At 48.9% G+C, this 13,755-nt stretch carries 16 protein-coding genes; 4 read left to right on the forward strand and 12 right to left on the reverse strand.

The features are described from left to right. Positions 1-6 precede the first annotated feature (6 nt). On the forward strand, positions 7-909 hold the full coding sequence (locus JHJ32_RS18275; protein ID WP_079715678.1) for a sugar phosphate isomerase/epimerase: 903 nt from the start codon (positions 7-9) through the stop codon (positions 907-909). Here the strand turns inward: JHJ32_RS18275 and gldG are convergent. The 7 genes from gldG to JHJ32_RS18310 form a co-directional block, all read right to left on the reverse strand. Continuing rightward, positions 906-3,320, reverse strand: a complete 2,415-nt coding sequence (gldG, locus tag JHJ32_RS18280; RefSeq protein ID WP_200121955.1) for a gliding motility-associated ABC transporter substrate-binding protein GldG — start codon at positions 3,318-3,320, stop codon at positions 906-908. The two genes, JHJ32_RS18275 and gldG, sit on opposite strands and share 4 nt — an antisense overlap. A gap of 103 nt (positions 3,321-3,423) precedes the next feature. Next, positions 3,424-3,999, reverse strand: coding sequence for a hypothetical protein (locus tag JHJ32_RS18285; protein WP_200121956.1), 576 nt, complete (start codon positions 3,997-3,999; stop codon positions 3,424-3,426). A gap of 100 nt (positions 4,000-4,099) precedes the next feature. Further along, positions 4,100-4,807: an ATP-binding cassette domain-containing protein gene (locus JHJ32_RS18290; protein ID WP_200121957.1), complete on the reverse strand. Its 708-nt coding sequence runs from the start codon at positions 4,805-4,807 to the stop codon at positions 4,100-4,102. Positions 4,808-4,813: 6 nt separating this feature from the next. Continuing rightward, positions 4,814-5,758 (reverse strand): glycerophosphodiester phosphodiesterase family protein, encoded by a 945-nt coding sequence (locus tag JHJ32_RS18295; protein WP_200121958.1) that lies wholly within the window; start codon positions 5,756-5,758, stop codon positions 4,814-4,816. Positions 5,759-5,817: 59 nt separating this feature from the next. Then, a complete protein-coding gene (locus JHJ32_RS18300; protein WP_079715682.1) occupies positions 5,818-6,348 on the reverse strand; it encodes a shikimate kinase in 531 nt (176 codons plus the stop codon). 9 nt (positions 6,349-6,357) lie between these two features. Then, a complete protein-coding gene (locus tag JHJ32_RS18305) occupies positions 6,358-7,542 on the reverse strand; it encodes a BT_3928 family protein (protein WP_200121959.1) in 1,185 nt (394 codons plus the stop codon). After that, on the reverse strand, positions 7,526-8,104 hold the full coding sequence (locus JHJ32_RS18310) for a DUF1599 domain-containing protein (RefSeq protein ID WP_200121960.1): 579 nt from the start codon (positions 8,102-8,104) through the stop codon (positions 7,526-7,528). Before JHJ32_RS18310 ends, JHJ32_RS18305 begins: the two co-directional genes overlap by 17 nt. A gap of 87 nt (positions 8,105-8,191) precedes the next feature. On the opposite strand from JHJ32_RS18310, the gene JHJ32_RS18315 reads away from it, so the two are divergent. Together JHJ32_RS18315 and JHJ32_RS18320 are read left to right on the forward strand one after the other, a co-directional pair. Beyond that, positions 8,192-8,986, forward strand: coding sequence for a HipA family kinase (locus JHJ32_RS18315; RefSeq protein ID WP_370584540.1), 795 nt, complete (start codon positions 8,192-8,194; stop codon positions 8,984-8,986). Further along, positions 8,964-9,347, forward strand: a complete 384-nt coding sequence (locus JHJ32_RS18320) for a DUF3037 domain-containing protein (protein ID WP_079715685.1) — start codon at positions 8,964-8,966, stop codon at positions 9,345-9,347. The genes JHJ32_RS18315 and JHJ32_RS18320 overlap by 23 nt, the downstream gene beginning before the upstream one ends. A 7-nt stretch (positions 9,348-9,354) precedes the next feature. Here the strand turns inward: JHJ32_RS18320 and JHJ32_RS18325 are convergent, their stop codons facing one another. From JHJ32_RS18325 to JHJ32_RS18345, 5 genes are all read right to left on the reverse strand, one after another. Continuing rightward, entirely contained in the window at positions 9,355-9,780 is a 426-nt protein-coding gene (locus tag JHJ32_RS18325) for a cytochrome c (RefSeq protein ID WP_200121961.1), read from the reverse strand. Then, positions 9,780-10,421 (reverse strand): SCO family protein, encoded by a 642-nt coding sequence (locus JHJ32_RS18330; RefSeq protein WP_079715687.1) that lies wholly within the window; start codon positions 10,419-10,421, stop codon positions 9,780-9,782. Before JHJ32_RS18330 ends, JHJ32_RS18325 begins: the two co-directional genes overlap by 1 nt. A gap of 6 nt (positions 10,422-10,427) precedes the next feature. Next, the gene (locus tag JHJ32_RS18335) at positions 10,428-10,859 is read right to left on the reverse strand and encodes a transposase (protein ID WP_139378535.1); all 432 of its coding nucleotides are present in this window, start codon (positions 10,857-10,859) and stop codon (positions 10,428-10,430) included. Between the two features lie 65 nt (positions 10,860-10,924). Then, the gene (locus JHJ32_RS18340) at positions 10,925-11,581 is read right to left on the reverse strand and encodes a helix-turn-helix domain-containing protein (RefSeq protein WP_233632746.1); all 657 of its coding nucleotides are present in this window, start codon (positions 11,579-11,581) and stop codon (positions 10,925-10,927) included. Between the two features lie 194 nt (positions 11,582-11,775). Further along, entirely contained in the window at positions 11,776-12,192 is a 417-nt protein-coding gene (locus tag JHJ32_RS18345) for a hypothetical protein (protein WP_079715689.1), read from the reverse strand. Positions 12,193-12,397: 205 nt separating this feature from the next. Here JHJ32_RS18345 and JHJ32_RS18350 point away from each other — a divergent pair, with 205 nt between their 5' ends. Further along, on the forward strand, positions 12,398-13,588 hold the full coding sequence (locus JHJ32_RS18350) for an MFS transporter (RefSeq protein ID WP_370584541.1): 1,191 nt from the start codon (positions 12,398-12,400) through the stop codon (positions 13,586-13,588). Positions 13,589-13,755: the final 167 nt, after the last annotated feature.

Below are 13,755 nucleotides of genomic sequence, written 5' to 3' on the forward strand. Positions count from 1 at the left end.
TAATATATGACGAACAGACGAGCATTTTTAAAACACCTTGGTATCGGTGCGTTGAGCGTTTCCGTGTTACCATCGATGGCTTTACCTATGAATTTTGCGCGAAACAGAAAGCCGTTCTTTGAAATCTCGCTGGCGGAATGGTCGCTGCACCGGACGCTTTTTGCGAAGAAATTAGACAACCTTGACTTTCCTGAGACGGCGGCGAAAACCTTTGGTATTCATGCTGTAGAATATGTCAACCAATTCTTTAAAGATAAAGCAAACGACAAAGCATATCTAAGCGATCTATTGCAGCGCGCAAAGGATCATGGTGTAAAAAATGTGCTGATTATGGTAGATGGCGAAGGCGCTTTGGGGGCACCTGATGACAAAGAGCGTTTACAGGCTGTGGAAAACCACTTTAAATGGGTAGAGGCCGCTAAATTCCTGGGGTGCCATGCCATCCGTGTAAATGCAGCGGGGAAAGGTACTTCAGATGAAGTAAAAACTGCGGCTATCGATGGGTTGGGCCGGTTAAGTGAATTCGCCGCACCACATGGCATTAGCGTCATTGTGGAAAACCATGGCGGCATATCCTCCCATGGTGATTGGTTGAGTGCCGTGTTGCAGGAAGTCGGCAAAGAAAACTGTGGAAGTTTACCCGATTTCGGGAACTTCTACGAATACGATCGGTATCAAGGCGTACAGGATCTTATGCCTTTCGCTAAAGGAGTGAGTGCAAAAGCTCTTACCTTTGATAAACAAGGTAATGAGGCCAACATTGATTACCGGAAAATGCTTCAAATTGTTAAGGACGCCGGCTATCAAGGATACATTGGTATCGAGTATGAGGGCAAGGAGTTGAGTGAGGAGGAAGGGATAAAAGCTACCAAGCGACTATTGGAGCGTGTGGGGGAGGCCTTAAGCTAAGCCCTTGCCCGCGGTCGACCGTACGTTCGCTTCCGGAGATAATGCTGTAGAAGCCCGACCAAAAGCAACAGCGCAGGGGGCAGCGCTACGTTGAACAATTGCCAGAGAACATAGTGTGTCTTGACCTTGATTTGATCGAGCAAACGAAGTTTAACCTCTTTTTCTCGCAATGTGATGATTCCTATGTCGTCGGTAAGGTAGTCGATGGCATTCAAAAGCAGCGACTTGTTGCCGAACTGTTGTTCGGTATACCTGTCCCAACCAAGCGGGTAGGGCGATCCGTCCGTAGGATTGACCTGCCCTTTGAAGACGTCGCCATCGGCAATAACGATCATCTTAGCTTTTTTTCCCCTTCGGGGTAAGGTAATAGCCGGATCGATCCCTGCAGGTACCGGCCGGTCGGCAAACACTGAGGGGAATTCGCCTTCCAGCAAGGCCGCTACTGGATAAGGTTGCTGTTTGAATTTGGCGGGGTCGGGCGTTTCTTCCACAAGCTGCAGAGAGATGGTCGCTGGCACGTTTAGTAATCGTGAGAACGGTGATGATTGCAGGATTACCGTTTTGTGGACGCCCGGAATAGCAATGGTATCCAATGTGCCCGCAAATTCACTGCGGATTCCGTTGAGGTTTTTTAACACCGGATGTGGTGTGTTGGGTACAAAAATGGGATAGAATAGCCAAGGGGCTAGTTCGATTTGAGCCTGGCTGCCTACCTTTCCTACGGTCAAGGGAATTTGTGCACAATTCATGTCGGCAACGAGGTTGTAGTTGAACCGTACGCCATAGGTAAACAAGAGGTCATCCAGATTAAGGGAGCGCGCCACTACGGTCTGCTCACCGGTGGTGCGCAGACTGTCCAATTCGGCGTCGAGCTGGTCAATGGCCCACAGTACGTTGCCTCCGTTCATCACGAAATGGTTGATTTTAAACTTTTCCGTTTCGGAGAATCTTTGGGTTGGTTTAGCGACAATAAGTGCCTTCAACCGGCTAAGCCCCTCCACCGTGATGCTGTCGAGGTCTACAAACCCCACTTCATAGCCGTCCATCAGGCTCTGGATAGCATCATAGAGTTGTAGATTGTCCAGTTCGCCATGTCCTTCCGTGAATCCAATCAGGGGTTTCCCGCCCAACGCCACTTTCCTGAGGGCGGATACAAAAGCGTACTCCAGGTTTTGCACTGAATTATTCAGTACTTCCTCATGGGACGCTCCTGCGCGATTTTGCAGTAGATGTACCGGTATTTCGTTTTCTCCATAGGTAATCAACGCAGCCGGGAATATCAATTGCTGATTAAATCCGGTTTCCGTACGTACATTGAGGTTGGTGGCGGTTATCCCCATGTCGGCTAGGGCCGCGACATTTTGCTGTTGTTGCTGGGCATCGCCATCCAGGGGATTAACGATGCTGAATGTCAATTTGCCTGCGGAATATGAGGCCAAATCATGCAGCAGGTCGGTCGTCGCTTGCTTCAGCCGGATAAAGCCTGCCGGTAGTTTGCCGGCTAAAAATACGGTGATGTGCACTTCGTGGTCGAGGGTGGTTACGGTTTGCTTTGACAGCGGCGAAAGTGTAAAGCGCTTGTCTGCTGTGAAGTCCAAACGGCCAAAAGACCATGTGGCCAACAGGTTGGCCGCCGTTATTCCTATGATTAGCAAAAGTCCCTGCCAAAGCATTTTCCGTCCACCGTGGTGGTGTTTTGCGAGCAGTCTTTGCGTACACCACAGCCAGAATAATATGATGCTCACGAAATAAACGAGATCGCGGCTGTCCAGTACGCCTCGGCTCATGGCTTCGTAGTGGCTTTGGATGCCAAAAAACGATACGGTTTGCGGATAACTGGAAAAAAACTGCAGGTCGCTCAATGCATCAAAGGCGTAAAAAACCAAAAAGCAAAGCGCCAAGGCCGTCAGAAAAGCGACGATGGCATTGTTGCTCAATGCGGATGCAAACAAGCCGATGGCTGTAAAAGCTGCGCCTAAAAATAGTAAACCAATGTAGGAGCCGATTAGCGCGCCGACATCCACATTGCCTACCGGCAAAGCCAGACGGTGTATCGAATAACTGTAAATCAGTGTAGGCAATAGGGCCAGTACAACGATCGTCAGGCCTCCGAAATATTTTCCGAGTAATACGCTCCACATCCGGATTGGCCTGGTAATAAGTAATTCCCAGGTGCCGTCGGCTTTTTCGCCGGCAATACTGCGCATGGTGATCGCAGGAATCAGAAACATGAAAAGGTAGGGACTGAGCCGGAAAAACCCGTCAAGCGTCGCGTAGCCCGAACCCGCTATGCTGGTGTCTGGAAAAACCCACAGTAACAAGCCGGTGGCCAACAAAAACAGGCCTATCGCCAGGTAGCCGATAAGCGAATTAAAATAAGCAGCAATTTCCTTTTTGTAGATACTCCGCAATGGTGACGTTTTGAAGCTCCGAAAATAGAAAAACAGCGGCTGTAAAACAAGAAAGCGCGAACAAATGGTTGCCCGCGCTTTCCAACGTTATCGTAAATCCCCCTTATCGCTGCCCCGGCAAATAAACTTGGAAGCCTAAATTGACACCCAAGCCACTTTGTCTTTGTGCCCCTTCAACGGTAGCTTTACTGTAATTATAACCGGCAGACACTTCCAGCGCAACCGAGGTAGTGATGAAATGTGCATAACCAACATTAGCACCGAAGTCCAGTGTTGCGCCATCGCCAGGCGAGCTTCCAGCTATCCCGACATTACCATGTGCAAAGAAACGGCCCGATGCGCTGGCTCCCTCAGGAAAATAATAGCGTGCAAATGGAGAAACGCCGTAGCCCCAGATGTTGTCTCCACCCTTTACTGTTCTTAATGACAATGAAGGTTGCAAACCTATAGCAAAACCATCCGTAATAAAATATCCAGCCAAAGGTGCAAGGCCAATCCTAAACGTTTCGCCTTCGAAGCTATAGCCGATATTGCCTATCGTTCCGCCAACAATCCAGTTGCCTTGCTGTACGGGAGCTATCCCAACGCTGGCGGAGGTTTGCGGCCTATTAATATCCTGTGCAGAGGCAGCAAACGTACCAACTAAAAATAGTGCTGAAAATAAAAGTACATGTTTCATGGTTTTTCGTTTAATGTCAATTAATTAATAAACAATGTTCTTAGTAAATAAACACAAAACGTGCCAGATTGTTTAGTGCATGGAAAGAGAATGCGCGATATTAGGACGTCAGCCGGACGAATAGCGCTTCGAGATTATTGTCCGCGTAGCGACCCGAAAGTTCATTGAGCGGGAAATCGGCGATGATTTCGCCTTGATGGATGATGACCACGTCATCGCAGACCGCTTCCACCTCCTGCATAATATGTGTAGATAGCAGCACGGTTTTTTCTTTGCCTAAATGTCTGATCAATGAGCGGATGTCCTGTAGTTGATTGGGGTCCAGCCCCGATGTGGGTTCATCCAGGATAAGCACGTCCGGATTGTGTAGTATCGCCTGCGCGATGCCCACGCGTTGACGGTAGCCCTTGGACAGCTGGTCGATTTTCTTATGTTGTTCAGGACCGAGGCCGGTCAAAGCAATGACCTCCGCGATCCGCTTTTTTTTTTGTGGTATCTGATGTAATGCAGCGATGAAGGCCAAAGTTTCGTGTACATACAAATCCCCGTACAGGGGATTATTTTCAGGTAAATAACCCAGGTGGCGCCGCGCCGCCAGCGCGTTTTGCCGGATATCGATACCGTATACCGAAGCGGATCCGCCGGTGGGTGAAATACTTCCGGAAAGAACTTTCATGGTTGTAGACTTGCCGGCGCCATTTGGTCCAAGGAATCCCGTAATCCTGCCCGGTTTGGCCGTAAAGGTAATACCCTTTAGTGCTGGATGCCCGTTGTATGACTTATGAAGGTTGGATACATGGATAGACATAGGGTGCTAATTGACAAAGGGCGATGTAAGTTTGTGTGCGTTGCGATAAGCATGGAGTGCCCTGCCTGCCTCAATGGGCCTATCGGTAGACAGGATATCCGCTCCCCGTTCAACCAATCCGGTATACACCGTATCACCCCGTGTCGCCGCCCGCTTGTCCAAATTGCCCATGGTCCCCAGGATACAAGGGATGCCATGGCCATGAAGCAGTTCATAAACGCTTGTGGGCGCCTCACTGGTGCCTACAAAAGCGAGGAGACGGTTATCAGGGATGTTGCGGTCACTGAGCCTGAGTAAATCATCCGCTGATCGGATGGACGCCGAGATCATCAAGTCCGGAGCCAATTGGTGTACAGCGGCCGCCTGATCGGCATTGTACGTGATTACGACGCTGTAGGCTTGTGCGCTGTTTCGCCGTATCGCTTCTATGACGGCAGCGTAGGGTACGTCGCGCTTAACATCGATAGTAAAGACAACTTTTCCAGCCCCCCATTGGAGTGCTTCGTCAAGCGTAGGTATGCGATAGGCCGTTAAATTGCCTTCGGAGTCTTTCAGCCTTAGTTTTCGTAGGGCCGCAAACGTGATTTCACTCAACTTGCCGGTACCGGATGTGGTTCGGTCAAGGGTTTCATCGTGCATCAGCACCAAGACCGAATCTTTCGTGAGACGGACATCGAATTCAATGATGATTGGCTGATGGCGATAGCTGTTTTCAAACGTCTCGATGGCATTCTCCGGGAATCCTGGCGCGGGTCCACCGCGATGAGCACTGACCAGGGGATAACGTTTTTCGTTGTAAGTAAAAAAACGATATAAGTCGCTAACACTGGTGAGTTTGATTTTATTGGCGGCATAACGGAAATCACTACTGCCGAGATTGGATGGTAGGCAGGACGTTATAAAAAGTGAAATAACAGCAACTGTCAATAGCGAGGTAGAACGCCGAATCATAAAAAAGGAATTTGACTTCACGGTAAAACTGGCATAAAGATACAAAATTATGCACAAAGTCAGTTTGCCAACTTGACCAATTCTTCCAGTTTCAGCGACAGCTGGTTTACCACGTGCCCGGCCTGTCGGTAATAGGGGTCCCGTTCAGCAAGCTTAGTCTCGATAAATGCCAACAGCGCTTCGCCCGACAACCCATTGAGTGCTGGACGTGTGCTGACGTCAGTCTGCATAAGTCTGTCCCATAGGGCTTTGGCAGGCAGATAAAAATATATGGTTATCCCGGTTTTATTCATCCAAGCCATGTTGTCGAAGTAGCAGGGGGCGCCGCCGCCAGTAGATACGATCGTGGGGCGGTCCAACGGTAAGTTCTTTAAGATGCGGCTTTCGAGTTCCCTGAAAGCACATTCTCCATGCTGTGCAAAATAGTCGGTAATGGCGACGCCGGTTTCGCTAACGATTGTTTCGTCAAGGTCGATAAATGCGCGTCCAGTCTGGTTCGCCAGCTTGCGACCCCAGGTAGTCTTACCGCTTCCCATGAAACCGATGAGGAAGACCGCTTTGGTGTTCGTGTTGTTGTTTTCGTCAGGCATTCGGAACTATCAATAGTCTTTGCTGAAATAGGTCTTGTCCAGCACGTCAAACGTTGGCAGTGTATTGTAATGCCATTTGTCGATTACCGTGCCATTCTGCATGAGTAAAATGCCGGGGTTTGCCCGCACCATGCTTTTGAGCGGCACCGCATCGGCATAAAACACTTCCATAAGCAAGTCCAATTCATTGCTTATCCGCTCTGCTTCTTGGGTGCTACTTGCCGTGAGGAGTATAGAACGGATGTTGTAAGCTTCTGCCGCGTTCATGACCAGCGCATTGATTGTACGCAATGCGTTTAGATTTGTCGACTCCAAATCCCAGGCTACCACGATGATGTTGTAATAGGGGTTTTCAATAAGTTGCTGCGTGAAGTCATCGCCATTGGCATCCGTGATCAAGAGATCCGGTATAGGTACCTGATAGCCCTTTTTCACCAATCTGCTTTCCGGGTCGCCGATAATTTCCCAATTATCATCTTTCCAAAGCTCTTCGGCAAGATAGACCTTGTCCGACACGTTTTTCTTTTCACCCGACGTTTTATGCTTTAAGGTGTATACGACCTCATACTGGTCGCCTTCGGCACCCTCGGGAAGCGTCATCAGCGCGGGGAGGTGATTCCCTTTTTTATAAGGCAGAAAGTCAATGAACGGCAAAAAATTAACGGTGTATATGCCAATACCCAGTGATATAACGACGAGCGCAACGGTAGTGATTGATTGGGTGTATCTGTCAGACGTGATGGGTTTAATCCGCTTTCTATTGACGAAGATAACCAGGATAAGCGCCAGCAGCACGAGGTCTTTGCCGAAAGATTGCCACGGTGTAAGTGGTATGGCATCACCGAAGCACCCGCACGAGGTGACCACTTCAAAAAATGCGGAGTAGAACGTGAGAAAAGTGAAGAATAAGATCAGTATCAATAATCCCCAGGCAACCGAACGTCCCCAAAAGCCGAGCAATAAGAGCGCACCGAGGAGGACTTCGAAACCACAGACCACGATGGCGATAGCCACTGCATAGTCATTGAGGAAATGGGTGCCGAAGACATGGAAATATTCTTCCAGTTTATACCCAAATCCAGTCGGATCATTCGCCTTGATGAGCCCTGAGAAAATAAATAACAGTCCGGTGACGATTCTGGAAAATCCTAAGAAGTAGTTAGTCGTTGTTTGGTAGTTATTGGATGCCTGCATCTGCGGTATGCTTTAGGGGGTCGTTGGTTGCCAGTCCGAGTTTAATCAGTGCGAAAACAGCATAATTGAGCATGTCTTGGTAGTTGGCTCTGACACCTTCCGATACCACGGTTTGTCCTTGATTGTCTTCGATTTGCTTCACCCGGTGGATTTTCATTAAAATGAGATCGGTAAGCGACGTCAGCCGCATGTCCCGCCAAGCCTCTCCGTAGTCGTGATTTTTGGCAAACATTAGCTCTTTGGTTTCCTGGATGGCATGGTCGTACCGCTGGGCTACGGTATCTAATGGGAGTTGTTCGTCGCCGGTTTCGCCCAGTTCCAACTGCATCATCGCAATTACGCAATAATTCACAATGCCAATGTATTCATCAGCTACCCCATCGCCCACTTTGCTGACTTTTTTTTCTTCCAGCGTGCGTATACGTTGAGCTTTGATGTAAAGCTGGTCGGTGATGGATGGCAGTCGCATAATGCGCCAAGCGGTGCCGTAGTCGGCTGTTTTTTTTATAAATAACTGTTGGCAATGTTCAATGACCCTATTGTATTGTACTGAAGTATCCATGTTAGGAGCAAAGATAAGGATAAGATGCGAGCGAAAAGAATAAGTCAACGAAGTTCGCGTAGCGTATTACTAAAATAATACAGATATTTGGGCGTGGATACTTCAACGATACGGACAGTACGGGTGACGCGTTATGTGACACCCTTGCGCGAAGGCGGGTCGCTGCCGGCCCTTGCGGAGGCCGATGATGGCTTCTTGTACGCGCTCAAATTTCGTGGTGCCGGCCAGGGAAGCAAAGCCTTGATCGCCGAACTGCTTGGCGGCGAAATCGCGCGGGCCTTGGGATTCCGGGTGCCGGAGATTGTGTTTGCTCAACTTGACGAAGCTTTCGGCCGGACAGAGCCCGACGAAGAGATACAGGACTTGCTGCAGGCCAGCACAGGACTTAACTTAGCCCTGCATTATCTTTCCGGGGCCATAACCTTTGACCCCGTAGTGACCACGTTGGACCCGGCGCTGGCTTCCCGCATCGTCTGGTTGGATTGCTTGTTGACTAATGTGGATCGGACCGCCAAAAATACGAATATGTTGATGTGGCATAAGGAGCTGTGGCTAATAGACCATGGGGCGTCGCTCTATTTCCACCATACCTGGGATAACTGGCACGAGCAGGCTGTGAGGTCTTTTACACAGGTGAATAATCATGTATTGCTTCCCTGGGCATCACAACTGAGGGAGGCTGACGCTGAATTGAGACCCAAACTCACGGCCTCTGTCATTCAGCGTATTGTTCAATTGGTGCCTGATGAATGGTTGGCAAACCACGATGTGCAATCACCGGAAGAAGCCCGGGAAGTATACCGGCGGTTTATAACGATGCGGGCGGCGGCGTCTGAAAATTTTGTAAACGAAGCACAAGATGCAAGAAAACGGGTTATTTGAGTATGCAGTAATCCGCTTGGTGCCTAAAGTGGAACGCGAGGAATTTTTCAACGTAGGAGTGGTGCTGTATTGCCGGGGGCAGCGCTTTTTGGATATGCGGTATTCCTTGGACGAAAACAAGCTGCAAGCCTTTTGCCCATCTTGCGATGCCGACGAATTGGAAGCTTACCTGCTGGCATTCCAGCGAACGTGTCACGGATCGCATGACGGCGGGCCGATTGCCAAGTTGCCAGCAGCCGAACGTTTCCGGTGGCTTACCGCAAAACGGAGCACGGTCATTCAGACATCGCCCGTACATCCCGGGCTATGTACGGACGCACAAACAACACTCGAACGGTTGTACCGCGAACTGGTCTTGTAGGCTCCCGCTATTTGCATGCTTTCAATGCTTGATTGATCTCTTCAAGGGTGAAGATCCCCATTTTATTGCCAAATGAATTGCCCACATAGGTGAGCACGTAGGCGATTTCAATAGGGGCAAGTTGCGGGTTAGGCGGCATTTCACCATCAAACAGTTGTCCGTTGACGGTGATCGTGTCTTTAAGCCCATTTTTAATTATGCATGCCAGTTGCTCCCGATGGTTGAGCAAAAATGCACTGTCCGTCAATGCCGGATACAAATTTCCCAGTCCTTCGCCCTTGGCACCATGGCAATTTTGGCACTGGGCGGCATATAGCTTTTGGCCATTTACAGCATACTGCGCGGTTCGGATGGCGTCTTCACTCTGACAGGAATGGAACAGTACATACACGGATAGCAATGCGGCACAGCCATAGATATAGGTGTTCCGCATCACTCATATTCCTTTAAGAGGAGAGCCAATTCGTCGAGCAAGAGCTGTACCTGAGCGTCATTCGTGCCGTCGTAAGCTCCCCGAATGTGCTTGTCTTTATCCACCAAAAGGAAATAGCCCGAATGGTCATATCCGCCCGGCGCATCGCCGTCTTCTTTTGTATAGACCATATAGGCATCTGCCAGGCTGTATATTTCGGCTTTGCTGCCGGTGACAAACTGCCATTGGTCGTTGGTGACGCCCAGTTTATCGGCATAACGCTTGAGCACCGAAGGGGAGTCGTGGCGAAAATCGATGCTATGGGAGAGAAACCGCACGCGTTCATCACCTTTGTACCGCTCGTATACCTTCAGGAGATTGCGTTGCATGGTAGGGCAGATGCTTGGACAATGCGTGAAGAAGAAGTTGGCGATATACACCCCATTGTCAAATGTATGGTTGGTAATGAAAGTGCTGTCCTGATTAAGCAGCTTAAACTCGGGGATACTATGGTACAGCGTGTCTGTCAGTGTCTTGCCGTCCACCGCCTTCGTAATAGGCTCGCGGCTACCTAAGATTGGAAGCGTTTTGGTTTCCTGATTGCTGCATCCGGCTATGGCTCCGATAATCCAGCTACCGATAAGAAAAGAGACGATACGCATGGGTGGCTAAAATTGAGCTAATTTATCTGTACTTTCTTTAGCGACTTCTTCAAAGAGCTGTCGAAGGTCTTTGACTTTCTCGACCTCTTCTTCGTAGTAGGCCTTGATCTCAGCGTTTGATTTGTCCTGAGGCGCTACGTCGAAGTTCGTCATCCACTCCATCATAGCATCGGTTGCCTGCTCCAGCCGGGTTTTAAGGGCCGTGAGTTCTGTACGTGTTTGTGTCGTGTCCAAGTCGGGGTAAGCTGCCTTGAGCTGGGGAAGGCTTGCCAATAAGGAGTCTATTCTTACCGTATTACGATCAAAAGCACTGACTTCGGGCATGATTTCGTCGTGGACAGCAATTGCCTCGTTGCGTAATTGCTCAATTTCGGCTGCTTCCTGGCTACCGCCATTGCATGCGAACATCAATGATGCGGCTGTACCAAGGTGTAACATTAATTTCTTCATGAGATTGCACATATTTGGTTAACGGACAAAGATAGGGAAAAACTAATAGGTAGCTAAACCGGGTTTTCGGTATAATACTCTTCGTGGTCCCCACTGTGCACCTGGAGAACGCCAGCGACAATCAGATTAACGAGGATCCGCTGTGTCTTGCGCCTAGAGAGCCGGAGATGTTTGCACAATTCGGGCAGTTGCGATTTGGTATGTGTATGGACATATTCCAGTAATTCCTTCTCTTTTTCCGTATAATTGATGAATATTCCGTTTGGTTGGCTGCCCCGGCGCAATACATCGACCACCACCTTCCCGGCGAGGACGCTTTTGTCTTTTACACGGACATACACCCACCAGCGCTGGTCCTCGCTAAGGGCATAATGTGGTTTCGTGTCACTTTCTGCCACTTCGGCAAGTAGCACCAGCTTATCATCTACATATATTTCGTCAAAATGGAGATCAATGGCCGGCCGGCAATAAAGATGGCCGGCCCGTTGGAGCATATACCTTTCCTCGTCTTCGTTTTTCACGCCTTTGATATAACCGTTGTCGGCGACACCGACTAGCAACTTTCCGCCCTTATTGTTGGCAAAAGCAACCAATGTTTTGGCAATTTTTGCGCAGCTGCTAATCTTATTTTTGAAATCAAGCTGTTCGCCTTCTCCTTGCAGTATCAATGTCTTGATGGTCACGCCCTTGTATTGATTAACTGTTGCCATTTGTTTTTGTCGTACACGCACCAATAGCCGTATGACCATTTCCGTGCATTCTCCGTAGCCGGATAGGACTACTAAGGTAGCCACAAATTTTGAAAGATGAAAAAATCGATAGCCATCGCCAGCTTTACCAGGGCGGTGGTACTATCCAGCGGTCGAATACTTTCTTAGGATGCAACGTAAGCGCTGCCGTGCGATTAGACGGGCTTCGCCGGGCTGCCAAGCAATTGCTCCAGCCGGTATAGCAGGGATAGCTCGTCTTTGTTACGGCCATGGAACGCCAGAGCAATTCGGTGGGCAGAGCCCAAGGTCCGCTCTTTGATAGCCTCGACAAAGAAATCCGGATTTTCCTGGACAAAAGCCTCAAATTCGTCAAAAGCGTTGGCTGGGGCATAATCTGCATCATCCAACCAATCGAAGAGGCTTTCAATTTGAAACGCGGCGTCGCTACCAAAGGCATCGGCCGTGTCTTCCAAATCCAGCCAATTTGTCTGGACCTCTTCTTTGAGTGCGCTGCGTTCCGCGGGTACAATATGCCGGTCAACCGCAGCGATGCTGTACAGCAGGAAACCAAGTTTACGATAAAACTCCAACCATTTGCGTCTCGGGTACATAACCTATTGCTTTTTAGATATAACGAAAATCGGCTTATTAATGGTATATGGGCATGACGATAGTTAGTAAATAATATGATTGACCGCATGAAATTTTAAGAAGAAGATGCCAGCATTCGATTTAAATTTTATTTTAGCACGGTAATTCCTATTATAAATGACCGAGGATAGAAGCCTAATAGTATCTCACACCAAAAACGTATGGATGTTGGTTATTGTAGCCGCTTTAGGCTATTTCGTCGACATTTACGATTTGGTTATTTTTTCCATTGTCCGTGTCCAGAGTTTTCACGATATCGGTATTCCTGAAGCCGATATGCGGGTAGACGGCGAGTATGTGCTCAATATGCAGATGGCCGGGCTCTTGGTTGGCGGGATACTTTGGGGGGTATTGGGTGACAAATTTGGTCGCATTAAGGTCTTGTTTGGGTCTATCTTACTGTATTCGGTAGCCAACATCGCAAACGGATTTGTATATGATATCCATTCATATGCAATCATTCGTTGCATCGCGGGCATCGGATTAGCGGGCGAATTAGGTGCCGGTATTACCCTGGTCAGCGAGAGTATGAGTAAAGAGAAGCGGGGATACGGTACCATGATCGTGGCGTCAGTGGGCGTATTGGGAGCTATAGCAGCTTACTATGTTTCGGCAATATTTGATTGGCGAAACGCCTATTTCGTAGGCGGAGGGATGGGGTTGCTGCTGCTTGTCCTTCGTGTTGGTACATTTGAATCGGGCATGTTTAAAGATGTGGCAGGCAAACCTGTGGAAAAAGGAAAGCTCAGTATGTTATTTACTGATCCGGATCGTTTCAAACGTTACCTGTATTGTTTGCTAATAGGGCTGCCAATATGGTTTGTGGTGGGCATTTTAATCACACAGGCTCCCGAATTTGGCAGCGCATTGAACGCGCCCGTCACATTAAGTGCAGGCAAGGGCATTCTGTTTGGCTATATCGGGATTTCGATCGGTGATATTTTCGCCGGATTATTGGCGCAGCTGACAAAATCAAGGCGACTGGTTGTTTTTCTCTTCCAGTTGTTTATCATCGGAACCGCCACTTGGTATTTAAGCAGTGATGGGCTTTCAGAACAACGCTTTCATTGGATAGCGTTTTGTATGGGCACCGCAGTAGGATATTGGGCAACGTTTGTAACCATCGCCTCCGAGCAATTCGGTACTAACCTGCGTGCCACGGTCACGACCACTGCTCCGAATTTTGTGCGGGGGGCGCTGATACCTTCCACGTTGCTGTTTGAGTTTTTTGTTGGGCGTTTCGGGATCATCATGGCCGCCTATATCATGATCTTTATACTCACGGCAATCGCTATGTTTGCCCTAAGCAGGCTAAAGGAAAGTTTCAATAAGGATTTGGATTTCGTGGAAGATTAACCTTTAGGGCATTTTTTGCACCGCTTACCGCGCTTGTATTTTTTACAGCACTTTTTGAATTCACACCCACAGCCGGGGCCATACGGATTAAAGCCTTTATAGGTTTGCGGATCGGCCGCTCCGGGCAACCGGCATTCCGCCGTGGTCAACACAATCAATGGGCGCTC

This window comes from Parapedobacter sp. ISTM3, from assembly GCF_016533505.1.
Classification (GTDB): Bacteria; Bacteroidota; Bacteroidia; order Sphingobacteriales; family Sphingobacteriaceae; genus Parapedobacter; species Parapedobacter luteus.

Coding starts and splice junctions, on each gene's coding strand:
- JHJ32_RS18275 (WP_079715678.1), top strand. CDS start 7: ATGACGAACAGACGAGCATTTTTAAAACACCTTGGTATCGGTGCGTTG.
- JHJ32_RS18285 (WP_200121956.1), bottom strand. CDS start 3,999: ATGAAACATGTACTTTTATTTTCAGCACTATTTTTAGTTGGTACGTTT.
- JHJ32_RS18290 (WP_200121957.1), bottom strand. CDS start 4,807: ATGTCTATCCATGTATCCAACCTTCATAAGTCATACAACGGGCATCCA.
- JHJ32_RS18295 (WP_200121958.1), bottom strand. CDS start 5,758: ATGATTCGGCGTTCTACCTCGCTATTGACAGTTGCTGTTATTTCACTT.
- JHJ32_RS18300 (WP_079715682.1), bottom strand. CDS start 6,348: ATGCCTGACGAAAACAACAACACGAACACCAAAGCGGTCTTCCTCATC.
- JHJ32_RS18305 (WP_200121959.1), bottom strand. CDS start 7,542: ATGCAGGCATCCAATAACTACCAAACAACGACTAACTACTTCTTAGGA.
- JHJ32_RS18310 (WP_200121960.1), bottom strand. CDS start 8,104: ATGGATACTTCAGTACAATACAATAGGGTCATTGAACATTGCCAACAG.
- JHJ32_RS18320 (WP_079715685.1), top strand. CDS start 8,964: ATGCAAGAAAACGGGTTATTTGAGTATGCAGTAATCCGCTTGGTGCCT.
- JHJ32_RS18325 (WP_200121961.1), bottom strand. CDS start 9,780: ATGCGGAACACCTATATCTATGGCTGTGCCGCATTGCTATCCGTGTAT.
- JHJ32_RS18330 (WP_079715687.1), bottom strand. CDS start 10,421: ATGCGTATCGTCTCTTTTCTTATCGGTAGCTGGATTATCGGAGCCATA.
- JHJ32_RS18335 (WP_139378535.1), bottom strand. CDS start 10,859: ATGTTACACCTTGGTACAGCCGCATCATTGATGTTCGCATGCAATGGC.
- JHJ32_RS18340 (WP_233632746.1), bottom strand. CDS start 11,581: ATGGCAACAGTTAATCAATACAAGGGCGTGACCATCAAGACATTGATA.
- JHJ32_RS18345 (WP_079715689.1), bottom strand. CDS start 12,192: ATGTACCCGAGACGCAAATGGTTGGAGTTTTATCGTAAACTTGGTTTC.
- JHJ32_RS18350 (WP_370584541.1), top strand. CDS start 12,398: ATGTTGGTTATTGTAGCCGCTTTAGGCTATTTCGTCGACATTTACGAT.